We start from the raw sequence: 24,386 nt of genomic DNA on the forward strand, positions 1-24,386 counted from the left end.
CGCACATCCCCACCGTATTTTTCCGGAGAACCCGCATGTTGGAAGCCTATCGCCACCACGTTGCAGAGCGCGCCGCGCTCGGAATCCCGCCGCTGCCGCTGAGCGCGCAGCAGACCGCGCAGGTCATCGAACTGCTGAAGAACCCGCCGGCCGGCGAGGAGCAGTTCCTGGTCGAGCTGCTGAGCCAGCGCGTGCCGGCCGGCGTCGACGACGCCGCCAAGGTCAAGGCCTCGTACCTGGCCGCGGTCGCCTTCGGCAGCGAGACCACCCCGCTGATCTCGCCCACCCGCGCCACCGAGCTGCTGGGCACCATGCTTGGCGGCTACAACATCCATCCGCTGGTCGAGCTGCTGGACAACGCCGAGCTGGGCGCCGTCGCCGCCGAGGGCCTCAAGCACACGCTGCTGATCTTCGACGCCTTCCATGACGTGCAGGAAAAGGCCGAGGCCGGCAATGCGCACGCCAAGGCCGTGCTGCAGAGCTGGGCCGAGGCCGAGTGGTTCACCAGCAAGCCGGAAGTGCCGCAGAGCCTGACCATCACCGTGTTCAAGGTGCCGGGCGAGACCAACACCGACGACCTGTCGCCGGCGCCGGACGCCACCACCCGCCCGGACATCCCGCTGCACGCGCTGGCGATGCTGAAGAACAAGCGCGACGGCGCGCCGTTCGAGCCGGAAGAAGACGGCAAGCGCGGCCCGATCCAGGCCATCGCCGACCTCAAGGCCAAGGGCCACCTGGTCGCCTACGTCGGCGACGTGGTCGGCACCGGTTCCTCGCGCAAGTCGGCGACCAACTCGGTGCTGTGGTGGACCGGCGAGGACATCCCGTACATCCCCAACAAGCGCTTCGGCGGCGTGTGCCTGGGGTCGAAGATCGCGCCGATCTTCTACAACACCATGGAAGACGCCGGCGCGCTGCCGATCGAGCTGGACGTGTCGCAGATGGAGCACGGCGACGTGGTCGAACTGCGTCCGTACGAGGGCAAGGCGCTGAAGAACGGGCAGGTGATCGCCGAGTTCGCGATGAAGTCGGACGTGCTGTTCGACGAAGTGCGCGCCGGCGGCCGCATCCCGCTGATCGTCGGTCGCGGCCTCACCGCCAAGGCGCGCGAGTTCCTGGGCCTGCCGGCCTCGACCCTGTTCCGCCTGCCGATGGACCCGCCGGACACCGGCAAGGGCTTCTCGCTGGCGCAGAAGATGGTCGGCCGCGCCTGCGGCCTGCCGGAAGGCCAGGGCATGCGCCCGGGCACCTACTGCGAACCGAAGATGACCTCGGTGGGCTCGCAGGACACCACCGGCCCGATGACCCGCGACGAGCTGAAGGACCTGGCCTGCCTGGGCTTCTCCGCCGACCTGGTGATGCAGTCGTTCTGCCACACCGCGGCGTATCCGAAGCCGGTGGACGTCAAGACCCACCACACCCTGCCGGAGTTCATCTCCACCCGCGGCGGCGTGTCGCTGCGTCCGGGCGACGGCGTGATCCACAGCTGGCTCAACCGCATGCTGCTGCCCGACACCGTCGGCACCGGCGGCGATTCGCACACCCGCTTCCCGATCGGCATCTCGTTCCCGGCCGGTTCCGGTCTGGTCGCCTTCGCCGCCGCCACCGGCGTCATGCCGCTGGACATGCCCGAGAGCGTGCTGGTGCGCTTCAAGGGGCAGATGCAGCCGGGCGTGACCCTGCGCGATCTGGTCAACGCGATCCCGCTGTACGCGATCAAGCAGGGCCTGCTGACCGTGGCCAAGCAGGGCAAGAAGAACATCTTCTCCGGCCGCATCCTGGAGATCGAAGGCCTGCCGGAGCTGAAGGTGGAGCAGGCGTTCGAACTGTCCGACGCCTCCGCCGAGCGGTCGGCCGCCGGCTGCACGGTGCGCCTGAACAAGGAGCCGATCGTCGAGTACCTGACCAGCAACATCACCCTGCTGAAGTGGATGATCGCCGAAGGCTATGCCGACGCGCGTTCGCTGGCGCGGCGGATCAAGAAGATGGAGGAGTGGCTGGCCGACCCGCAGCTGCTCGAGCCCGATGCCGACGCCGAGTACGCGGCGGTGATCGAGATCGACCTGGCCGACATCCACGAGCCGATCGTGGCCTGCCCGAACGACCCGGACGACGTGAAGACCCTGTCCGACGTCGCCGGTGCGGCGATCGACGAAGTGTTCATCGGCTCGTGCATGACCAACATCGGCCACTTCCGTGCCGCGGCCAAGCTGCTGGAAGGCAAGCGCGACATCCCGACCCGCCTGTGGGTCGCGCCGCCGACCAAGATGGACGCCTCGGAGCTGACCAAGGAAGGCCACTACGGCACCTTCGGCGCCGCCGGCGCGCGCATGGAAATGCCGGGCTGCTCGCTGTGCATGGGCAACCAGGCGCAGGCGCGCGAGGGCGCCACGGTGTTCTCGACCTCCACCCGCAACTTCCCCAACCGCCTGGGCCGCAACACCAACGTGTACCTGGGCTCGGCGGAACTGGCGGCGATCTGCTCGCGCCTGGGCCGCATCCCCACCAAGGACGAGTACATGGCCGACGTGGGCGTGATCAAGACCAGTGGCGAACAGATCTATCGCTACATGAACTTCGATCAGATCCAGGACTACCAGGACGTGGCCGCGACGGTCGCGGCCTGATCGCCCCGGCGATGCGCTGATGCGACGTGCCGCCCGTGCGGCACGGTCGCAACGAAGAGGCCCGGCACTGCCGGGCTTTTTCGTTGGTGGTGCCTGTGGTGCGTACGACGGTGGGTTCGCCGCTTGCCTGCGCTAGGCCTGTGGTGCGGACGCTCGCCCCTGCAGCCAGTGTTCCAGCGCCGCCGCCGGCAGCGCCGGCGCGAACAGGAAGCCCTGCAGCACGCGGCAGCCCAGCCGCGCCAGGAACGCGCGTTGCGCTTCGGTTTCCACGCCCTCGGCGACCGTGTGCATGCCCAGGGTTTCGCCGATCCGCAGGACCGAGGTGGTCAGCGCTCGCGAAGTCTGGCAGTGCTCCAGGTCGCTGACGAAGCTCATGTCCAGCTTGAGCTCGTTGACCGGCAACTGGTGCAGATGGCTGAGGCTGGAATAGCCGGTGCCGAAGTCGTCCAGCGACAGCAGCACGCCGCTGGCCTGCAACTGGCGCAGGTTGGCCAGCACCGCGTTGGTGTTGGAGAGCATGACGCTCTCGGTCATTTCCAGTGCCAGGTCGGACGGTTGCAGGCCGGACGCGGTGAGCAGGCCTTCCACCCGCGTGGGCAATTCGGGGTCGGCGAAGTTGTTCGCCGACAGGTTCACCGCCACGCGCGGCACCGCGATGCCGCGCAGACGCCAGTCGGCCATCTGCCGGCAGGCTTCGCGCAAGACCCACTGCCCGAGTTCGTCGATCAACCCGCATTCTTCGGCCATCGGCACGAACCGCGCCGGCGAGATCGCGCCGAGATTGGGATGTTCCCAGCGCAGCAGCGCCTCCACGCCGTACAGCGCGTGCGGCGCCTGGCTGTCCAGTTGCGGCTGGTAGTGCAGCTGCAGTTTGTTGCGATGCAGGGCGTCGCGCAGCGCGGTCTCCATTGCCACGCGTTCCTGCGCCATGCGGTTCATGTCGGAACTGAAGTAACGCACGCTGTCGCCGCCCTCGCGCTTGGCCCGGAACATGGCCAGGTCGGCATGGCGCAGCAAGGTCTCGATGTCGCGGCCGTCGTCGGGGAACATGGCCACGCCGATGCTGGCGCTGGGGTGCAGGGTCACCTGGCCCACCACCAGCGGCTCGGCCAGAACCAGCAGCAGGCGCTCGGCGACGCCGGCGGCCTGTTCGACGCTGCAGTTCGGCAGCATCAGCACGAACTCGTCGCCGGCCTGGCGACCGACCAGATCGGTCAGGCCCAGGGTGTCGCCGATGCGCCGGGCGATGTCGCGCAACAGGCCGTCGCCGGCGGCATGGCCCTGGGTCTCGTTGACGCGCTTGAAGCGGTCGAGGTCCACGAACAGGATCGCCACCGGTGCGCCCTGATGCTCGGCGGCGGCCAGCGCCTGCTCGGCGCGGGCGCTGAACATCACCCGGTTGGGCAGGCCGGTGAGCGAGTCGTAGAACGCGAGCTGGTGCACGCGTGCCCTGGTCTGCTCGCGTTCCAGCGCCAAGGCGCACAGATGCACGCAGAGCTCGATCAGGCGCAGGTGCCAGGCCAATGGCTCGCGCACCTGCCGATAGCACAGCGCGAAGCTGCCGAGGACGCGACCGCTGCTGGACTTGATCGGGGTGGCCACGCAGGTACCCAACTCCACATGCTGCACCAGCCCCATGTAGTCGGCGAACAGCGGGTCGGTGCGCGGGTCGAGCACGAGCACCTGCTTGCCGCGCCAGATCGAGGTGGCGAGGGCGCCGGCACGCGGTCCGGCGCGCATGTTGTTCATGGTCTCGCCGAACCGCGCCGGCATGCTCGGCGCCGCCAGCGGCTGCAGGCAGCCGCTGCCGTCGACACTCACGATCGCGGCCATCAGTTCCGGCGCGATGCGCTCGACCTCCTTGCAGATCAGCGTGGCGACCTCGATCAGCGGCTGTTCGCGGACCAGCGCATCCAGCACGTTCTTGTGCAGCACCTCGTGCATCTTGCTCTGGGTGATGTCGGTGAACGAGAGGATGTAGTGCTGTTGGCTGCCATCCTCGCTGGCGATGGGGGTGGCCACCAGGGTGGCCCACAGCGGCGTGCCATCCTTGCGATAGACCAGGATGTCGGCCTGGTGGCCGAAACCGGCGCGCACGCGCTCGCGGGTCTGCTGCACGGTCTGCAGGTCGGTACCGGGGCCGGCCAACACGTTGCTCGGCAGATGCCCCAGCACTTCGCTCTCGGCATAGCCGAACACCTGGCTGAAGCCGGCGTTGACGTAGAGGATGTTCAACTCCGGATCGCAGACGACGATGGCGGCGTCGCTGGAGTCCAGTGCCAGCGACAGCAGTCGCATCCTGGCGTCGCGAGCGCGCTCGGCGCTGATGTCGCGCACGAACAGCACCTGCAATTGGCTGTAGTGCTGCGGTGCCCGCGCCGCGCTCACCGCCAGCCAGCGCGCTGCGCCATCGTAGTCGCGCAACAGCAGCTCGTAGCTGCCGCTGCCGCCGTCGTGCAGGCAATGCGCGAGGAAGTCGTCGCGCACGTCGGCATCGGCCAACTCGCCGAGCGGCCGCCCCAGCACCTGCGCGCGGGGACGGTTCCACAGCGCCTCGGCGGTGTGGTTGAAGGCAACCACACGCGCCTGCGGATCGACGATCAGCACGCCTTCCGGTGCGTACTGCAGGCAGAGCAGCAGGTCCAGTTCGGAACGGGCCGATGCCACCCGCGCCGCCTCCACGCTGACGTCGCTGGGCACGCTCGACGTTGTGACGCGGCGGCCCGGCATGGTGTCAGCGCGCCTGCACGGACAGCGCGATCAGGCGCTCGGCGATCTTGTCCAGCGGCAAGACCTCCTGCGCCGCGCCCAGGCGGAAGGCGGTGCCGGGCATGCCCCAGACCACGCTGGTGGCCTCGTCCTGGACCAGGGTGCTGGCCCCGGCCTGCAGCATTTCCAGCAGGCCGCGCGCGCCGTCGTCGCCCATGCCGGTGAGGATCGCGCCGATGGCGTTGGCGCCGGCGTTGCGTGCCACCGACTGGAACAGCACGTCCACCGCCGGCTTGTGCCGGTTGACCGGAGGGCCGTCGTCGATCTTGCAGCGCCAGCGCGCACCGTCGCGGATCACCTGCAGGTGCTTGCCGCCGGGCGGCAGGTAGGCGTGGCCGGGCAGGATCGCTTCGCCTTCGGTCGCTTCGCGCACGGCCATGGCCGAGTGCCGGTTGAGGCGGTCGGCGAAGGCGGTGCTGAAGCCGGCCGGCAGGTGCTGGGTCATGACCACCGCAGGCGCGTCGGCCGGCATGCCTTCCAGCACCACGCGCAGCGCTTCGGTGCCGCCGGCGGAGGCGCCGATGGCGATCAGCCGGTCGGTGGTGCGGAACTTCAGCGAGGACACCGCGGCGGGCGTGGCGGTGGCGCCGGCCGGTTTCGGCGCGGCCGGCCGGTCCAGGGCGCGGACCTTGGCCTTGGACGCGTTCTTGACCTTGGCGATGATCTCTTCGGCGTACTCCTCGAGCCCGCGGGCAACGTCGAGCTTGGGCTTGGAGACGAAGTCGACCGCGCCCAGCGACAACGCCTGCAAGGTGGTGTCGGCGCCGCGCTCGGTCAGCGAGGAAATCATCACCACCGGCGTGGGCCGCAGCCGCATCAGGTTTTCCAGGAACGCCAGCCCGTCCATGCGCGGCATTTCCACGTCCAGGGTGATCACGTCCGGATTCAGGCGCTTGATCTTCTCGCGCGCCAGCAGCGGGTCGGCGGCCGAGCCGACCACTTCCACGCCGGGCGCGCCCGACAGGATTTCGGTAAGGATCTGTCGCACGACCGCCGAGTCGTCGACGATCAGCACGCGGCAAGGGGCTTCCAGGCTCATTCGAACAACTCCACGGCACCGGTGACGGGGGCTTTGGCGAGACGGGCGCGCACCGCCGACTCGGCCGCGGCGATTTCGGCTTCCTCGTGCGCGTGCGGCAGGCGCTGCACGACCACGCGGCCGGTAGCGGGAAAGAACCAGATCTTGCGCGGATGGATGCCGCGCAGATCCTCGGCCACCACCGGGATATGTTCGGCCTTGAGGTAGTTCAGCACGAAGTCGGCGTTGCGCGTGCCGACCGGATTGTTGGTGAAGCCCTTGAGCACGTTGCCGCCGCCGAACACCTTGGCTTCCAGGCGGTTGCGGGCGGCGCCGCGCTTAAGCAGGTCGTTGATCAGCACTTCCATCGCATAGCTGCCGTAGCGGGCCGGCGCGCCGTCGCCGCTCTGGCCGTCGGGCAGCATGAAGTGGTTCATGCCGCCGATCTTCAGCAGCGGGTCGCGGATGCAGGCGGCCACGCACGAGCCCAGGATGGTGGTCAGCGCGGTGTCGTCGTCCACCACCAGGTACTGGGTCGGCAACAGCTTGGCCGCCATCGTCTGGAAGCGCGTGTCGTGATAGCGCATCACCTGGTCCAGGGCCATGGCCGCGGCGCTCATGCGCGATCCTTCTGCGCCCGGCGATACAGCGTGCGGCCGCAGGGCTGGATCAGGTCGGCCGCATGCAGATAGTTTTCCGAATGGCCGGTGTAGAGCATGCCGTCGTCGTCCAGGTGCGGAATCAGCCGCGACAGGATGCCGCGCTGGGTGGGCTTGTCGAAATAGATCATCACGTTGCGGCAGAACAGCGCCAGGTACGGGCCGGCCACGTCGTAGCGCGGTTCCAGCAGGTTGAGCTGGCGGAACTCGAGCAGGTCGCGCAGCGCCGGCAGCACCCGGCACTGGCCTTCGTTGGCACCGCTGCCGCGCTGGAAATACTTGCGCTTGAGGGCGGGATCGAGGCTGGCGACGCGTTCCAGCGCGTACACGCCGCGCGAGGCGGTGGCCAGCACCTGGGTGTCGACGTCGGTGGCCAGGATCCGCACCGGCGGGGTCAGCGTGCCGAACGCCTCGCAGGCGGTGATCGCCAGCGAGTAGGGCTCCTCACCGGTGGACGAGGCGCAGGACCAGATCTTCAGCGGCGCCGCGCCGGAGTGCTTCTGCAACTCTTCGCGCAGCCGCTCGAAATGGTGCGGCTCGCGGAAGAACGAGGTCAGGTTGGTGGTCAGCGCATTGGTGAACGCCTCCCATTCGTCGCCGCCGTCGCGCTCCAGCCAGTCCAGGTAGTCGCGGAACGAGCGCAGGCCCAGCACGCGCAGGCGCCGCGACAGCCGGCCGTAGACCATGTCGCGCTTGGCCGGGGCCAGGGCGATGCCGGCCTTCTGGTAGATCAGGTCGCAGACCCGCTTGAAATCGCGGTCGCTGAAGTCGAAGTCGCGATTGTCGGAACCGGAGGAGGGCGAAGCGGGAGTCTGGATGGCCATGATGCGCAGCGATGGTCGGTCAATCGGGTTATCGGCCGGGAACGGACGAAATTGACAGCTGACAGTCAGGAAAGACCGCCGGCGGTGGCCTGCGGGCTCAGAACTCCTGCCACTGGGCCTCGCTGGCGGCGGCGCTGGCGGGGCGCGGGCGCGCTGCCGCACGCGGCCTGGCGCGGGCCGGGGCCGGCGCGGCTTGCGCAATCGGCGCGTTGGCGGCCACGCCTTGGTAGGTGTCCAGCTTGAAAGCGGCGATGGCCGCGCCCAACTGGCCGGCCTGTTCCTCCATCGAGCGCGCCGCGGCGGTGGCTTCTTCCACCAGCGCGGCGTTCTGCTGGGTGCTCTCGTCCATCTGCACCACGGTCTGGTTGACCTGCTCGATGCCGGCGGACTGCTCCTGCGAGGCGGCGGCGATCTCGCCCATGATGTCGGTGACGCGACGCACCGAGGTCACGATCTCGCTCATGGTGCGGCCGGCCTGGTCGACCAGGGCCGAGCCTTCGGCGACGCGGCCCACCGACTCGTCGATCAGCGTCTTGATCTCCTTGGCGGCATTGGCCGAACGCTGGGCGAGGGTGCGCACCTCGGTGGCGACCACGGCGAAGCCGCGGCCCTGATCGCCGGCGCGCGCGGCCTCGACGGCCGCGTTCAGTGCCAGGATGTTGGTCTGGAAGGCGATGCCGTCGATCACGCCGATGATGTCGGCGATCTTCTTCGACGAGGCCTCGATCCCGTTCATGGTGGTGACCACGTGGCCGACCACGTCGCCGCCCTGCGAGGCTACCGCGGCGGCGCCGGCCGCAAGCTGGTTGGCCTGGCGTGCGTACTCGGCGTTCTGCTTGACCGTGGAGGTCAGCTCTTCCATCGAGGCGGCGGTGCGCTCCAGGCTGGCCGCCTGCTGTTCGGTGCGGCGCGACAGGTCGCCGTTGCCGCTGGCGATCTCGGTGGAGGCGACATTGATGTTGGCGGCCGCGGCATGGATGCGGCCGACGATCGCCGCCAGCTGTGCGGCGGTGGCGTTGGCGTCGTCGCGCATGCGACCGAACACGCCATGGAACTCGCCGTGCATGCGCGCGGTCAGGTCGCCGGCGGCGATGGCCCGCAGCAGCGTGGATAGCTCGCCCAGGTTGCGGTCGCTGACCTCCATCATCGCATTGAGGTCCTGCACCATCACCCGGAACCCGTACTGGAAGCGTTCCGGGTCGCCGCGCGTGCCGAAGGCGCCGGCCGCGGCCGCCTCCGCCAGTTGCTTGATCTGCTCGCTCATCGCGGTCAGGTTCTGCTTGGCCATGTCCATGGTTTCGGTGAGCACGGCCTTCTCGCCGGGCAGGCGGTCCATGTCTTCGGAAAGGTCGCCGATCGCATAGCGCTGGATGATCTGTAGCAGTCGCATCTTCACTGCGATGTGCGAGGCCACCAGTTCGTTGGTGCCCTTGACCATCTGCCCGTACTCGCCGGGGAAGGCGTTCTCGTCCATGCGGTAGCTGATGGTGCCGCACGCGTGCTGCCGGGCCATCTCCTCCTGGGCGCGGATCACGCTGTGGATGCGCGAGCGCATGATCAGCATGTCGTCCATCAGCTCGCCGATCTCGTCCTTGCCGTGCGGATAGGTGGCGCCCTCCAGTTCGCCGCGCGCCACCGCCTGCGACAGGCGCTTGGCCGCGTGCAGTTGGCGCGCCATCCCGCGCGCGATCAGCCAGGCGGTGACGCTGGCGAACAGCACGGCCAGCCCGAGCAGCGTCACGATCAGGGTCTTGGTGTTGGACAGCTGGCTGTCGGCGAGATCCATCTCCCGGTTCAGTTCGGCGACGTTGTACTGGGTCAGCGCCACGATGCGCTCGAACAGGGTCCGGCGCAGCGTCCGCGACTGGGTGTCGGAGATCTTCTGTGCGCCCGCCACGTCGCCGGCGCGCAGCGCCGCACCCATCTCGGTGTTGGCCTGCAGGTAGGCCTTCAGCGTCTCCTGCACGCCGGCGTACATCTGCACCTGCTTCTGGTCTCGCATCATCGCGGCGATGACCTGCTGGTTCTTCGCCACCTCCGTGCGCACCTTCTGCATGCGCTTGAAGTAGTCGGCCTGGGCCTGGGGATCGCCGGCGCGCGACAGTTGCGCCAGTTCGTAGGTACGGAATTCGCCCAGTTGCGCGCGCACCTCGGCCAGTGCCTGGGTCGCCGGCACCCAATCGTGCTGGATGTGCTTGAGCTCGGCGATGGACAGGCTGGTCCGGGAGTAGGTAAAGCCCCCCAGCACGACCGTCAGCAGCGTGGTCACGGCGAAGGCGAAGATCAGCTTGTCGCGGATTTTCAGGTGCGCAAGTACGTTCATGGGCATTCCATGTGCAGCAGCGGGTTGAAAAAAGGCAGGGCGGCCGGCGGTCAGCCGGCGAAGACGAAGCGCGGCGAGGGCAGCGCCGCGCCAGTGGCGGCGCGCGCAGGCGGGCGTGAGCCCATGCCGAACAGGGGCACGCGTGCGACGCCGCGGCGCCGCGACGGGAGGGTGGACGATGGCGGATGTCGGCGGCTGGGCATCACGTGCTCCCTGAACGGTCGCGGTGGTGATCCGGCGGTGACATGCGCGGACCACGAAGCGTGATCCTGATATCGACTAGCGCGGCGATAGCTTGAACCGTGCTGTGGTGCGAATCGGCGTGTCGTGCGTGATTGTTTCTATCGCAACGGTATGTCCGCTCAATCGGCCTCGATGGTCGAGGCTGCCGTGCGCACCAGCCGCAGCGGCGCCTGCCGCGACGCACCGCGTGCGGGGGGCGCGGTCTTGGGGCCTGCGCTGCCGTGCGCGCCGGCCTGCGCCGGGTCCAGCCGGAACACTGCCGCCGCCTCGCCGAGCCGGCGGCCTTGGTCTTCCAGCGCCCGCGCCGAGGCGCTGGCTTCCTCGACCACGGCGACATTCTGCTGGATCGCCTGGTCCATCTGCGCCACGGTGCGGCTGACCTGCTCGATGCCCATCGACTGCTCCTGCGAGGCCGCGGCGATCTCGCCGATGATGTCGGTCACCCGCTGCACCGAGGCGACGATCTCCTGCATGGTGCGACCGGCCTGGTCGACCAGGGCAGAACCTTCGTTCACGCGACCGACCGACTCGTCGATCAGCGTCTTGATCTCCTTGGCGGCGTTGGCCGAGCGCTGGGCGAGGGTGCGCACCTCGGTGGCGACCACGGCGAAGCCGCGGCCCTGTTCGCCGGCGCGGGCGGCTTCCACCGCGGCATTGAGTGCCAGGATGTTGGTCTGGAAGGCGATGCCGTCGATCACGCCGATGATGTCGGCGATCTTCTTCGACGAAGCCTCGATCCCGTTCATGGTGGTGACCACCTGGCCGACCACCTGGCCGCCCTGCGAGGCCACCGCGGCCGCGCCGGTGGCGAGCTGGTTGGCCTGGCGGGCGTGCTCGGCGTTCTGCTTGACCGTGGAGGTCAGCTCCTCCATCGAGGCCGCGGTCTCTTCCAGGTTGGCCGCCTGTTGTTCGGTGCGGCGCGACAGGTCGTCGTTGCCGGCGGCCAGTTCGGTGGTGGCGCCGTGAATGCTGCGCGCCGCGGTCTGGATGCGGCCGACGATGTCGGCGAGCTGGTCGGCGGTGGTATTGGCATCCTCGCGCATCCTTGCGAACACGCCGTGGAAGTCGCCGTGCATGCGCGCGCTCAGGTCGCCGGCGGCGATGGCCTGCAGCAGCGTCGACAGCTTGCCCAGGTTGCGGTCGCTGACCTCCATCATCGCGTTGAGGTCCTGCACCATCAGCCGGAAGTCGTGCTGGAACCGGCCGGCGTCGCCGCGCACGCTGAAGTCGCCGGCGGCGGCTGCAGCGGCCAGGCGCTTGATCTCGGTGTTGATCGCCAGCAGGCTGGCCTTGGCCGCGTCCATCGATTCGTGCAGCACCGCGCGGCTGCCGGGCAGGCGGCGTGCGTCGCGATGCAGGTCGCCGTTGGCGTACTCGTTGAGCACCGCGATGGCGTCGACGATCGCGTCCAGGTGCTCGAACATCATGCGGTTGATGCTGGCAGCCAGGTCGCCGTACACGCCGGGGAAATCCTCCGGCATGCGGTGGGACATGTCCTTGTCGGCGTGCAGTACGGCCATCTGCGCGGTCTCGCTGGAAAAGCGCTCCAGCATCCGGATCATTTCGCCGGTGGCGCGCAGCATCTCGCCGGTCTCGTCGCGGCCGGGATTGTCGATGCGCACGCTGAGGTCGCCGCGCGACACCGCGCGGATCGCCTCCAGGCTGCGCGATACCGGTCGCAGCACCGAACTGCCGATCAACCAGTTGATGCCGAAGGTGAGCAGCACCAGGATGCCGCCGGCCAGGGTCATCACCCCGGTGAAGACCAGCGCCTGCGCCTGCACGTCGTCCATGTACACGCCGGTGCCGATCACCCAGTGCCAGGGCGCGAACGCGGCGTTGTAGGAGATTTTTTCGACCGGCTTGTCGCTGCCGGGCTTGGGCCACAGGTAGTCGACGTAGCCGCCGCCGGCCTCGGCTGCCTTCACGAACTCGCGGAAGATCGGCTTGCCGTCGGCGCTGAGCACCTGGCCGATATCCTTGCCGACCAGGTCGTGGCGGGTGGGGTGCATCAGCATGGTCGGGTGCAGGTCGTGCACGTAGAAGTAGTCCACGCCGTCGCGGGCGCGCATCGATTCCAGGGTGCGCAGGGCGGTGCGCTGCGCCTCGGCCAGCGGCATGCTGCCCTTGTCCACCTCGGCCGCATAGGCGCGCACCACGCCCAGCGCCAGCTCGATCTGGCTCTTCAGTGCCTGCTCGCGCGTGTTGCGGATGTCCAGGTACTGCATGCGCGCGGCAATCACCGCCAGCAGGACGATGCCGGCACCCAGCAACAAGGTCTGCCAGAGGAACTTGCGGCGCAGCGGCAGATCCGAGAGGCGGGTGAGCAACGAGCGAGACGACATCGACCTGATCCTTGGAAAGGTTCCCAAAGGTTTAACGGCTCCGGGAACGGGGAAGTTGAGCGCGCGGCGCGACCGATCCGTAGACAATCCTCGCGCTGGCGCGGCGGTCAAAAAAATCCCCGGCGCGCAGGCCGGGGATGGGGGGATGCAGCGACAGGCCGGGCCTGTCTCAGAACTCCTGCCAGTCCGAATCGGCCAGGGCCGGCTCGACCTTGCGGGCACGCACCGCCGCCGGCTTGGCGGCGGCGACGGCCGCAGGCTTCTTCGCCGGCGCTGCCGGCCGCGGCGCGGACACGGCCTGCGGCGCGTGGACCGCGCTGGCCTGCGCCGACTGCTCGACGCGGAAGATCGACACGGCCTCGATCAGCTGGCCGGCCTGTTCTTCCATCGAACGCGCGGCGGCGGTGGCTTCTTCGACCAGCGCGGCGTTCTGCTGGGTGGTCTCGTCCATCTGGGTGACGGTCTGGTTGACCTGCTCGATGCCGGCCGACTGCTCCTGCGAGGCGGCGGCGATCTCGCCCATGATGTCGGTGACGCGCTGCACCGAGGCGACGATTTCGGTCATGGTCTGGCCGGCCTGGCGCACCAGGGTCGAGCCGTTGGCCACCTGGCTCACCGACGCGTCGATCAGGCCCTTGATCTCCTTGGCGGCGTTGGCCGAGCGCTGGGCGAGGGTGCGCACTTCGCTGGCGACCACCGCGAAGCCGCGGCCCTGTTCGCCGGCACGCGCGGCTTCCACCGCGGCGTTGAGCGCCAGGATGTTGGTCTGGAAGGCGATGCCGTCGATGACGCTGATGATGTCGGCGATCTTCTTCGAGGACGCCTCGATCCCGCTCATGGTCTGCACCACCTGGCCGACCACACTGCCGCCCTGCGAGGCGACCGTGGCGGCGCCGCCGGCCAACTGATTGGCCTGGCGCGCGTGCTCGGCGTTCTGGCGCACGGTGGAGGTCAGTTCCTCCATCGAGGCGGCGGTCTCTTCCAGATTCGCCGCCTGCTGCTCGGTGCGGCGCGACAGGTCGTCGTTGCCGGCGGCGATCTCGCCGGCGGCGGCATTGATCGCGTTCGCCGCCTGCTGGATGCGGCCGACGATGGCCGCCAGCTGCTCGGCGGTGGCGTTGGCGTCGTCGCGCATGGTCGCGAACACGCCCTGGAAATCGCCATGCATGCGCGCGGTGAGGTCGCCCTGCGACAGCGCGGTCAGCAGCCTGGACACTTGGCCGATGCTGTCGCCGTTGGCCTGCAGCAGGCCATTGAGCTGCTGCGCCAGCTGCAGGAAGAAGCCGTGCTTGCCTTCGATGCCGACGCGCCCGCTGAGGTCGCCCGCGGCGGCCTCGCGCACGATCTTGGCCACTTCCTGCTCGACCTGCGCTTCCAGGGTGCGGTCGCGCGATTCGCAGACAAAGCCGATGTGCGTGCCGTGCTGGTCGCGGATGGCGGTGATGGTCTGGGCGACGCGCGCGTCGACGTAGGCCATCTCGCGTTCCATCACCCCCTTCTTTTCCAGCTCCGCCAGGGTCTTGGGATCGTGCTGGTTGCCGTACTCCAGCACCGTCACCGGCGAGCCGACCAGCGGCAGGCTCGAATCGAAGGCCGGCGCCACCGAGTGGATCTGCTCGGCGTACTTGTCGGTGAGGCCCTGCATCGACGGGTTGGCGTAGACGATGTTGTAGTCCAGGTCGACGATGAACATGCCGGTCGAGGAGTTGTCCAGCGCGGTGCGGATGCGCAGGTTCTCGGCGGCGACCGCGGCGTCGCGCTCGATGCGCCCGCGCAGGTCCTGCTGCATGCGCTTGAGCGCCTGCATCAGCTCGCCGATCTCGTCCTTGCTGTTGGCGTCGATATGTCCGTCGAGCTTGCCGGCGGCGACGTCGCTGGCCACCTTGACCGCATCGCGCACGCTGTTGGCGAGCATCCGCCCGAACAGGAAGGCCAGACCGACCGCTGCGCCAAGGCCGATCAGCAGGCAGATCAGCAGGGTTGCCGAGGCATTGCGATAGGTGCCGCTGGCGGCGTCGGCCGCGGCCTTGGCCTGGCGATCGTTCTCGGCGATCAGGGCGACGACGTCGTCCACCACCTTGTTGTGCAGGGTGCGGGTCTCGCCGGTGAAGGTATCGATGGCGTCGTCGTGCAGGTCGAGCTGCAGCATTTCGTCGACGGACTGGTAGGAGGCGCTGGCCTTCTTCCAGTCGGCGACCAGACGGTCGTAGATGGTCTTTTCCTGCGGGCTGCCGATCTTGGGCGGATATTGGGCCAGGATCTGGTCCATCTGCTTCTTCAGCGCAACCTTGCGCGCGGCCGATTCCTTCTTCAGCGCATCGCTGCTGCGGATCAGGCTCTGGTAGGCCGCGTTGCGGTACTCGCCGAGGATGCCGCGCATTTCGCCGCCGGTGCGCACGCTGGGTACCACCTGCGACGACACATTCGTGGTCACGCCATCGAGCGAGTTAAGACCGCGGTAGGCGGCCACGCCCTGGATCAGCATCAACGCCAGCACGACGCCGAACGCCAGCATCAGTTTGGGCATCACCTTCAGATCTTTAATCCACTGCATGAGCGCGGTTCCCATAATTCGGAGGGGGACGACAAGGGGCAAAAAAGGCAAACGCCGCCGCGCCGGACCGTGTGCACGGGTCCAGCACGGCGGCGCTGAGGCTTACTTGATGGTGGCCAGCTTCAGGCTGGACGGCGCGCTGACCTGGATTTCGGCACGCGAGCTGTCCCGCTCGATCTTGCCGATCACGCACACGTCCTTGCCTTCCAGGGTTTCCGGGGCGAAGCCGAACTTGCTGCGGTCGGCGCCGGCGATGCGGGCGGAGAAGGTGTGGCGCGGGAACATGCCGCCCATGTACAGGAAGGTCGGCTCGCCTTCGGAATTCTGCGCGTACTTGGCTTTCTCGACCTTGCCGCAGACCATGCCGTCCTTGCCGACGAAACGGGTGGCCATCTCCGGCGGGATCATCTGCTGGGACTGGGCGAAGGTGCTGGGGCTGGCGGCGAGCAGCAGGACCAGCAGCATGGGAAAGCTCGGTTTCATGGAACGACTCCTTGGGGACGGGGGCTGAAGTGACGGCCGTGTGATGCCGGCCACTCTTCAGCTATCGGCGTGAAACCGGTTAACTTGATTCGCCCAAGTGATAAACAGTTCGCATTTCAAATAAAAACCCGCCTTGCGGCGGGTTTCGTCTACAGCCGGGAGGCCGCCGCAGCGGCCGGGGGTCAGGCGGCTTCGTCGACGTGGGCGTGCTGCTGGCCGAACTCGGCGCTGTCGAGCAGGGTCTCGATATCCAGCAGGATCAACATCTTGTCGTCCTGGGTGCCGATGCCCGAGATGAAGCGGGTGTCGACCGCGGCGCCGAACTCGGGGGTCGGGCGGATCTGCTCTTCGTTCAGCGGGATCACGTCGGAGACGCTGTCCACCACGATGCCGACCACGCGGTTCTCGACGTTGAGCACGATCATCACGGTGAAGGCGTCGTAGCGCGCTTCCTTCAGGCGCAGCTTCAGGCGCAGGTCGATCACCGGGACGATGGTGCCGCGCAGGTTGATCACGCCCTTGATGTACTCGGGGGCGTCCGGGACCCGGGTGACCGAGTCGTAGCCGCGGATTTCCTGCACCTTGAGGATATCCACGCCGTAGTGTTCTTCGCCGAGGGTGAAGCTGAGGAATTCGCCGCCGGTGGCGTCGGAATTGGAGGTGGTCTTGTCGTTCATCGTGTGCTCCTGGTGCGCACGGGATTGCGGGTGGTGGCGTGGGTGGGAAAGCGCGACTCTGATGCTAGATCGGCGCGGCCACGGCGAACTTTAGACCTGGATCGGCCGGCCGCTTGCGGCGTTCAGGAAAGCACGCCGCTCTTGCGGGCGCTGCGCTGGCGCTCGATGCGGAACACGTAGCGCTGGATCGCCGCGTCGGCACCGCGCGGCAGGTCCTGGAAGCGCATGCCCACGCGCAGGGTGTCCTGGCCGTTGGCGAGCTTGGAGACATACATGTTGCAGACCTGCAGGGTCAGCCGGATGGCGTCGGCATCGGGCAGCTGCAGCACGCAGTTCGGATAGCTCTGCTGCAGCTGCGGCATCGGCTGGCCCTGTACCAGCGCCACCGCCAGGCCGCCGCCGCTGATGTCCACCACGCGCAGTTTCAGTTCGACCTGGCCGGCATCGTCGTCGATGCGCAGCACGCACAACGGCGAATCGGTGATCGGGGTCTCCAGGCGGAAATGCTCGCGCCGCTGCAGGTAGTAGAGCGATTCCGGCAGCGGCGCGCGCAGGCCCGGCTGGCCGTTGTCGTCGGTGCGCTGCGGGCTTTCGATGCGGAAACGCACCCGCACCTTGTCCAGTTGGGCGAAGCACAGCAGGTACTCGGCCTGCTCGGCGGCGCGGTTGGAGGCCTCGTTGACGCTCAGGTCCAGCAGCACGCTGTCCTCGTCCAGGTCCAGCAACGCGGTCGAGAAGGCCTGGTCGCGACCGCCCACGTGCGCGCTGACCTGCGAACGCTGCTGGATCAGCGACTGCAGCAACTGGCGGATCTGTCGCGGCTTGGTCAGCAGGAAACGGTCGTCCTCCACTTCTTCTTCCGGCGAAGTCGGGACAGGGGAGTCGCTGGGAGTGCCTTCGGCCATGGTGGAGAGTGGGTACTGGAGGTGGGTGGGGCGGCACCGCGTCGGGCCGCCCCACGCATGCTATCGGCTGAGCTGGACTTTTTTGTAGACCGGCTGCACGTTGCCGCCAGTGGCGACCGCGTTCGACGGCGGGCGCTGCTCCAGGGTGAAGGATGCCACGGCCCGTGCCAGTTCGCCCGCCTCGTGTTCCATCGACCGGGCGCTGGCGCTGGCTTCCTCGACCAGGGCGGCATTCTGCTGGGTCGCCTCGTCCATCTGCACGACGGTCTGGTTGACCTGCTCGATGCCGGCCGACTGTTCCTGCGAGGCCGAGGCGATGTCGCGCATGATGTCGGTGACGCGCTGGACCGAGGTCACGATGTCCTGCATGGTGCGGCCGGCCTGGTCGACCAGGGCCGAGCCTTCGGCCACACGGGTCACCGAATCGTCGATCAGGTCCTTGATCTCCTTGGCAGCGTTGGACGAACGCTGCGCCAGCACGCGCACCTCGCTGGCGACCACGGCGAAGCCACGGCCCTGCTCGCCGGCACGCGCGGCCTCGACCGCGGCGTTGAGCGCCAGGATGTTGGTCTGGAAGGCGATGCCGTCGATCACGCTGATGATGTCGGCGATCTTCTTCGACGAGGCTTCGATGCCGCTCATCGTGGTGACCACCTTGCCGACCACGCTGCCGCCTTGCGAGGCGACCGCCGCGGCGCCGACCGCCAACTGGTTGGCCTGGTGCGCATGCTCGGCGTTCTGCTTGACGGTGGAGGTCAGCTCCTCCATCGAGGCGGCGGTTTCCTCCAGGCTGGCGGCCTGCTGCTCGGTACGACGCGACAGGTCGTCGTTGCCGGCGGCGATCTCGCCGGCGGCGGTGTTGATCGCGTCCGAGGCGCCCTGGATCTGCCGCACGATCGCCGACAGCTGCTCGGCGGTGGCGTTGGCGTCGTCCTTCATGTTCGCGTACACGCCCTGCAGGTCGGCGTCGATGCGCCGCGACAGGTCGCCCTCGGCCAGCGCGCGCAGCATCTGCTGGATGTGGCCCAGGCCGGAGGCGCTGGCGGCGAGCATGGCGTTGATCTGCTCGCCCAACTGCAGCAGGAAGCCGTGCTTGTCGTCCAGGCGGATGCGTCCGCCGAGGTCGCCGGCGACCGCGCCACGCACGATGCCGGCGATCTCCTCTTCCACCGCCACTTCGTCGGTGCGGTCGGCCCATTCCACCACGAAGCCGAGGCGGTTGCCGGTCGCGTCGGTGACCGGATTGACGATCAGGCGCATGGTGTGGCCGCCGACGCGGATCTGCGCGCGGTGCGTGCCGGTCAGCTCGGCGAGCATGCGCGCCTGGTGTTCGGGATGGCGGTGGAACACGTCGATGGTCTTGCCTAGCAATGCGCTGGCATCGAACTGCGGCAGGTCGCGGCGCAGGTCTTCCTGCACCTCGCTGAGCATCTGCAGCAGCGGGCGGTTGACGTAGACGATGCGGCGGTCGGCATCGGCGATCATGACGTTGGTGGTGACATCGTCCAGCGCGCTGCGGATGCGCTGGGTCTCGCGCTGGGCCTCGCTGTCCTGCTCGCGGCTGCGCAGCAGCTGCGCGTTGGCGGCCACCAGGGTGTGGGCGATGGAGCCTTCCGGCAGGTCCAGCTCGCGGATCGCGGCCGACAGCGGCTGTTGCTGGGCGATGGCGCGCGCGGCTTGGGCCAGGGCGTGCGGGTCGTGGCCCACGTCCAGCAGTTGCCGGCGCATCTGCACCGCCATCGGCACCAGGATCGCCGCTTCCACCGCCACGTACAGCGCATGGATCGCCAGGATGCCGATCCCGGCCTCGGCGGTGAACACCCGCACCGGCAGGCCGCGGTGCTGCAGCCAGAAGAACAGCACGTGATGCACGGCGATCGCGGCGGCCGCGACCATGATCGGCCGCCAGTCGCGGTAGTACAGCAGCAGCGCGATCAGCAGGATGACGCCGAAGTGCACTTCGATCATGCCGCCGGCCTGCTGGATCAGCGCCGCGGCCAGCACCATCAGGCCCAAGGCCACGGTGCAGCGGCTCAGCAGGCTGCCCGGATGCAGCTTCACCTGCAGGGCGATGACGGCCAGGGTCGGCAGGCTGACCGCCAGCCACGGCGTCCACGCGCCCTGATGCCAGGCGGCGGCCAGGCTGGCGAGGGTGGCCAGGACCGCGACGACCACGAACAGCCGGTCGGCCTGCGCCGCCAGTTTCTGCAGGTAGACGTAGCGCTCGTTGCCGACGAGAAAGCTGCCTTGGGTAGGCGAGGCGCTCATGAGAGGGATTCCTTGGAGTCGGTGGGACATCCGCACTGGGCGGGAGAGATCAGCGGCGCAGCGCCGCTGGTGGCGAGCAGCCGCGGCAGCAGCGACGCGGCGGCGATGGACGTGCCGCATCCGGCCAGCTGTGCCGGGCCGGCATAGATCAGGCGGGACTGCGCATCGAAGACGATCAGTGCATAGGGCAGGGACGGCGGCGCCAGCCGCTCGCGCAGGTCCACGCTGCGCATCCCTGAAAGTGCGAGCGCCGCAGGTGCAGCGCACTCGCAGCCGGCCACGCGCAGGCGGAACGCCACGGGCTGCCCGTCGGCAGCGTCGATGGCGGGCGCAAAGGCCAGCAGGCGCGCGCGAATGGCCGCGGCGCTGTCGGCCGGCGGCGGCCTGGCGAGCGCCACCAGTTGGCTTGCCGCCCAGATGCTCCAGAGCACCAGCAGCAACAGCCCCCATGGCAGGCGGGTGAAACCTCCCCAACGGGGCGTCGTGGTGGATAGTGCCTGCATTGGAAACCGGCCAGCGCGACGCCGGCACTCACCGGCTGTTCACGTTATCGACAGCGCCTATCGATCCTTAAGGTGGTATTCATCACATTTCACGCAGTGGTAACGACGCTGGTGGCGGGTTTTCGAAAAAAAGGGCTGCCTTGCAGGCCCGGAAACGCAATCGGCCGCGGGGGCGTTCCGCGGCCGATCGGCATATCGGGTTGTTGTTCCGGCGGCGCGGCGTGACAGGCCGAGCCTGGGGGGCGCGACCCGCGCGCCTGGACTCAGGCGGCCACGTGTGCCGGCCTGCGCGCGGCCGGTACCGCCGGCGCACGCGCCGAGGATGCCGCCGCCTGCACCTTGAACACCGCTACGGCCTGGCGCATGTGGCCGGCCTGCTCCTCCATCGAACGCGCGGCGGCGGTGGCTTCTTCCACCAGCGCGGCGTTCTGCTGGGTGCTCTCGTCCATCTGGGTGACGGTGCGGTTGACCTGCTCGATGCCGGACGACTGCTCCTGCGAGGCGACCGCGATCTCGCCCATGATGTCGGTGACGTGCTGCACCGAGGTCACGATCTCCTGCATGGTGGTGCCGGCACGCTCGACCAGGGCCGAGCCTTCGGCGACGCGGCCGACCGACTCGTCGATCAGCGTCTTGATCTCCTTGGCGGCGTTGGCAGATCGCTGGGCGAGGGTGCGCACTTCGGTGGCCACCACGGCGAAACCGCGGCCCTGCTCGCCGGCACGCGCCGCTTCCACCGCGGCGTTGAGCGCCAGGATGTTGGTCTGGAAGGCGATGCCGTCGATCACCGAAATGATGTCGCCGATCTTCTTCGACGAGGCTTCGATGCCGCTCATGGTCTGCACGACCTGGCCGACCACGTCGCCGCCCTGCGAGGCGACCGAGGCCGCGCCGGCGGCCAGCTGGTTGGCCTGGCGCGCACGTTCGGCGTTCTGCTTGACCGTGGAGGTCAGCTCTTCCATCGACGCAGCGGTTTCCTCGAGGCTGGCCGCCTGCTGCTCGGTGCGGCGCGACAGGTCGTCGTTGCCGGTGGCGATCTCGCTGGCCGCGGCATTGATGCTGACCGCCGCGGTCTGGATGCGCGCGACGATCGCGGCCAGTTGCTCGGTGGTGGCATTGGCGTCGTCGCGCATGGTGGCGAACACGCCCTGGAACTGGCCGTGCATGCGCGCGGTCAGGTCGCCGGCGGCAATGGACTGCAGCAAGGCGGACAGCGCCTGCAGGTTGCCGTCGGCGGTGGCCATCAGCTGGTTGAGGCTGTCGACCATCAGGCGGAAGTCGTACTGGAAGCGCGCGGCGTCGCCACGCACGCTGAAGTCGCCCGCCGCGGCGGCGACGGCCAGGTGCTTGATCTCGCTGTTCATCGCGGTCAGGTTGTGCTTGACCGTGTCCATCGTCTCGCTGAGGCGGGCTTTCTCGCCGGGCAGGCGGTCCATGTCCTCGGACAGGTCGCCGATGGCATAGCGGCCCATGATCTGCGCCAGGCGCTCGGTCACCGCGATGTGCGCGGCGGCCAGGGCATTGCTGTCGCGGACCATGCGCCCGTAGTCGCCGGGGAAGCTGCTCTCGTCCATGCGATAGCTGGTCTGGCCCCCATCGTGGCGCCGCGCCATCTCGGTCTGCGCGGCCAGCACCTCGCGCAGCTGCTGCTGCATGCGTTGCATGTCGGCCAGCAGCCGACCGCTTTCGTCGCGGCTGGGCACCACGATGCGGGCGTCGAGGCGGCCCTCGGCGATGTCGGCGGCAACGCCGGCGGCGCGGCGCACGTTGCGGGTCAGGGTGATCAGGGTGTGCGCGCAGATCGCCGCGATCAGCAGCGTCAGCACGCCGAGCCCGGCCACCGCGGTCCACATCGCCTGCAGCGAGGCGTCCAGATGACGCTGCGACTGGCGCTGCAGCGCCTGCAACGCGGTGGCGCTCAGCCCGTGCAAGGCCTCGTCCCAGCCATGCAGGGCCGCGTTCCAGCGCTGATCGGCATCGGCGCTGCCGCCGTCCAGGGCCTGCGCCAGTTGCGGCAGGGCGCGATCGGCGACGGCGGCTTCGGCGGCGACCGACTGCGACAGGGCCGGATCCGGCTGTTCGAGCAGGCCCAACGCCTTCTTCAGCTCATGCCGCAGGCGGCCCTGATCGCGGGCCAGTTCGGCGATCTGCGCGCGCAGGACCGGGGTGTCGGCGCCGGCCTGCGAGGGGTCGCGCATCGCGTCCAGCCGGGTCAGGGTCTGGCTGGTCACCGGGGCGTAGATCAGGCTGCTGACCACCAGGTGGTAGCTTTCCACGTAAGGCGTATAGACCAGCTGGCTGTCGTCGCGCAGGGCGTCCAGCGCGTCGTCGGCCTGGTCGGCGACCGCCGCGAAGTCGCTGCGCCTGGTCTGCAGGGTCTGCTGCAATTGCGCCAGCGCCGCCGTGCTGCGCTCGAAGCCGGGCAGGGCCGGCACGGTCCGCTGCAGTTCGCGCAGCGCCCGGTCCGCGGTGTCGCGCGCCTGCGCCGTGTCGGCGACGGCGCCGACCTGTTCTTCCTGCAGGGCCGCCAGCAGCCGCAGCATCTCGCGCAATGGCGCGTAGCTGCGCAGCTCGGCGCGGCTGACCTCCACGCCGTCGCTGAGGGTGCGGGTGTACAGCAGCAGGGGAATGGCCAGCCCGATCAAGGCCAGCACGCCGATCAGGCTGAGCTTGCGCGCAATGGGGAGGTCGTGCCAGACCCGCAAACGCGAGCGGCGGTCGGAGGCGGGCGGAGCGGCGTGGTTCGCGGAGTGCGACGTCATTGCGCGGGTCTCTGGGGGAAAGCGAAAGAAGGCATGCGCTCGCGAGCAAGCGCATGCGATGGGAATGCAGGGGGGCGGACAGCGATCGAACTTCGCCGGGCGAAGACGCGTGCATGCGAGGGGATCGCCAGCACTCGGCCGAATCGGGCAGATCTTTAGCGGCGGCTTGAGACAAAGATTGAATCTGTGATCTTGGCGGAGTTACGCGGCCATCAGGGTTGTGGCGCCCATGTGAGAAAAGGAGTGGGCAGGACATACGCGCTGCGGCGCGCTGCGGATGCAGCGCCGATGCAGGAGCTGCGCGATCTGCGAACGGCCGCACGATTCCGGGATGTGCAGGCCTGTCGAGAAGGCTGCGGGAACCGCGGTGACCGGCGGGTGTTGGCATGTCCTCGCTCGGTCCATTCGCCGATGGACGTGCCGCGCCGCCGTCGCTGGTGTCGCCTGCAGTGGGCGTGATCCGGCCGTGCCGGGCCGGCATCGAGGTCGGGCGAGGCAGGGGCAGTCGGGCGCTGGCGCGCCGTGGCAGGCACGCGATGATGGCGAGGAGGCGCGGGGCGATGGCCGATGGCGGCGCGTGTCGAGCGCGCGTCGGGACAGCCGGCGTTCGATCAGGCAGGGAATGGCGGAATGTGCCGCTGGTGCAGGCGAGGTGGCCAGGCCGTGTGCGCCTGGCCACCGCGGCCTCAGAACTCCCGCCAGGCATCGCCGTTGCTGGCGGCGGCCACGACCGGACGGCGTGCCGCCGGTTGCGGCGCCGCGCCGGCCTTGCTCGCAACCCGCGCCGCCGGCTTCGCCGGTGCCGCGCGGACCGCGGCCGGCGGCGCGATCGTGGCGACACGGTCGATCTTGAACAGCGCGACTGCATCGCTGAGCTGCACCGCCTGTTCTTCCATCGAACGCGCGGCGGCGGTGGCTTCTTCGACCAGCGCGGCATTCTGCTGGGTGGTCTCGTCCATCTGGGTGACGGTCTGGTTGACCTGCTCGATGCCGGCGGACTGCTCCTGCGAGGCGGCCGAGATCTCGCCCATGATGTCGGTGACACGCTGCACCGAGGCCACGATCTCGCTCATGGTGCGGCCCGCCTGGTCGACCAGCGCCGAGCCGGTGGCGACACGGCCGACCGAGTCGTCGATCAGCGTCTTGATCTCCTTGGCGGCATTGGCCGAACGCTGGGCGAGGGTGCGCACCTCGCTGGCGACCACCGCGAAGCCGCGGCCCTGTTCGCCGGCACGGGCGGCTTCCACGGCGGCGTTGAGCGCCAGGATGTTGGTCTGGAAGGCGATGCCGTCGATCACCGAGATGATGTCGGCGATCCTCTTCGACGAGGCCTCGATGCCGCTCATGGTCTCGACCACCTGGCCGACCACGCTGCCGCCTTGCGAGGCGACCGCCGCCGCACCCACTGCCAACTGGTTGGCCTGGC

The 24,386-nt window shown here is 68.8% G+C and carries 15 protein-coding genes; 1 reads left to right on the forward strand and 14 read right to left on the reverse strand.

The window, feature by feature from the left end:
* The first annotated feature begins 35 nt into the window (after positions 1-35).
* Positions 36-2,627 carry a bifunctional aconitate hydratase 2/2-methylisocitrate dehydratase gene (acnB, locus tag CEK65_RS02175; RefSeq protein WP_152180622.1) on the forward strand — a complete coding sequence of 864 codons (2,592 nt, stop codon included), beginning with the start codon at positions 36-38 and terminating at the stop codon, positions 2,625-2,627.
* A 132-nt stretch (positions 2,628-2,759) separates the two neighbouring features.
* On the opposite strand, the gene CEK65_RS02180 is transcribed toward acnB, so the two are convergent.
* From CEK65_RS02180 to CEK65_RS02245, 14 genes are all read right to left on the reverse strand, one after another.
* Positions 2,760-5,357: an EAL domain-containing protein gene (locus CEK65_RS02180; RefSeq protein WP_152180623.1), complete on the reverse strand. Its 2,598-nt coding sequence runs from the start codon at positions 5,355-5,357 to the stop codon at positions 2,760-2,762.
* Positions 5,358-5,361: 4 nt separating this feature from the next.
* Positions 5,362-6,435 (reverse strand): chemotaxis response regulator protein-glutamate methylesterase, encoded by a 1,074-nt coding sequence (locus CEK65_RS02185; RefSeq protein WP_026143996.1) that lies wholly within the window; start codon positions 6,433-6,435, stop codon positions 5,362-5,364.
* Positions 6,432-7,034, reverse strand: a complete 603-nt coding sequence (gene cheD, locus CEK65_RS02190) for a chemoreceptor glutamine deamidase CheD (protein ID WP_017908723.1) — start codon at positions 7,032-7,034, stop codon at positions 6,432-6,434. Before cheD ends, CEK65_RS02185 begins: the two co-directional genes overlap by 4 nt.
* A complete protein-coding gene (locus CEK65_RS02195; protein WP_017917563.1) occupies positions 7,031-7,897 on the reverse strand; it encodes a CheR family methyltransferase in 867 nt (288 codons plus the stop codon). Before CEK65_RS02195 ends, cheD begins: the two co-directional genes overlap by 4 nt.
* A gap of 97 nt (positions 7,898-7,994) precedes the next feature.
* Positions 7,995-10,220, reverse strand: coding sequence for a methyl-accepting chemotaxis protein (locus tag CEK65_RS02200; RefSeq protein WP_152180624.1), 2,226 nt, complete (start codon positions 10,218-10,220; stop codon positions 7,995-7,997).
* A 362-nt stretch (positions 10,221-10,582) separates the two neighbouring features.
* Complete coding sequence (locus CEK65_RS02205) at positions 10,583-12,808, reverse strand: methyl-accepting chemotaxis protein (protein ID WP_152180625.1); 2,226 nt, start codon at positions 12,806-12,808, stop codon at positions 10,583-10,585.
* A gap of 169 nt (positions 12,809-12,977) precedes the next feature.
* Positions 12,978-15,362 carry a methyl-accepting chemotaxis protein gene (locus CEK65_RS02210; RefSeq protein ID WP_152180626.1) on the reverse strand — a complete coding sequence of 795 codons (2,385 nt, stop codon included), beginning with the start codon at positions 15,360-15,362 and terminating at the stop codon, positions 12,978-12,980.
* A 102-nt stretch (positions 15,363-15,464) separates the two neighbouring features.
* The gene (locus CEK65_RS02215) at positions 15,465-15,827 is read right to left on the reverse strand and encodes a hypothetical protein (protein ID WP_017910574.1); all 363 of its coding nucleotides are present in this window, start codon (positions 15,825-15,827) and stop codon (positions 15,465-15,467) included.
* Between the two features lie 200 nt (positions 15,828-16,027).
* The gene (locus CEK65_RS02220) at positions 16,028-16,522 is read right to left on the reverse strand and encodes a chemotaxis protein CheW (RefSeq protein WP_017910573.1); all 495 of its coding nucleotides are present in this window, start codon (positions 16,520-16,522) and stop codon (positions 16,028-16,030) included.
* A 122-nt stretch (positions 16,523-16,644) separates the two neighbouring features.
* Positions 16,645-17,427 (reverse strand): flagellar brake protein, encoded by a 783-nt coding sequence (locus CEK65_RS02225; protein ID WP_026144691.1) that lies wholly within the window; start codon positions 17,425-17,427, stop codon positions 16,645-16,647.
* A 60-nt stretch (positions 17,428-17,487) separates the two neighbouring features.
* Positions 17,488-19,695, reverse strand: coding sequence for a methyl-accepting chemotaxis protein (locus tag CEK65_RS02230; protein ID WP_152180627.1), 2,208 nt, complete (start codon positions 19,693-19,695; stop codon positions 17,488-17,490).
* Complete coding sequence (locus tag CEK65_RS02235; protein WP_226980448.1) at positions 19,692-20,126, reverse strand: hypothetical protein; 435 nt, start codon at positions 20,124-20,126, stop codon at positions 19,692-19,694. The genes CEK65_RS02230 and CEK65_RS02235 overlap by 4 nt, the downstream gene beginning before the upstream one ends.
* 335 nt (positions 20,127-20,461) lie before the next feature.
* Positions 20,462-22,960: a methyl-accepting chemotaxis protein gene (locus CEK65_RS02240; RefSeq protein ID WP_152180629.1), complete on the reverse strand. Its 2,499-nt coding sequence runs from the start codon at positions 22,958-22,960 to the stop codon at positions 20,462-20,464.
* Positions 22,961-23,646: 686 nt separating this feature from the next.
* On the reverse strand, positions 23,647-24,386 hold a 740-nt coding region (locus CEK65_RS02245; protein ID WP_226980447.1), incomplete at its 5' end, for a methyl-accepting chemotaxis protein.

The organism is Xanthomonas sp. LMG 12459 (assembly GCF_009192905.1).
GTDB classification, from domain to species: Bacteria; Pseudomonadota; Gammaproteobacteria; order Xanthomonadales; family Xanthomonadaceae; genus Xanthomonas_A; species Xanthomonas_A sontii.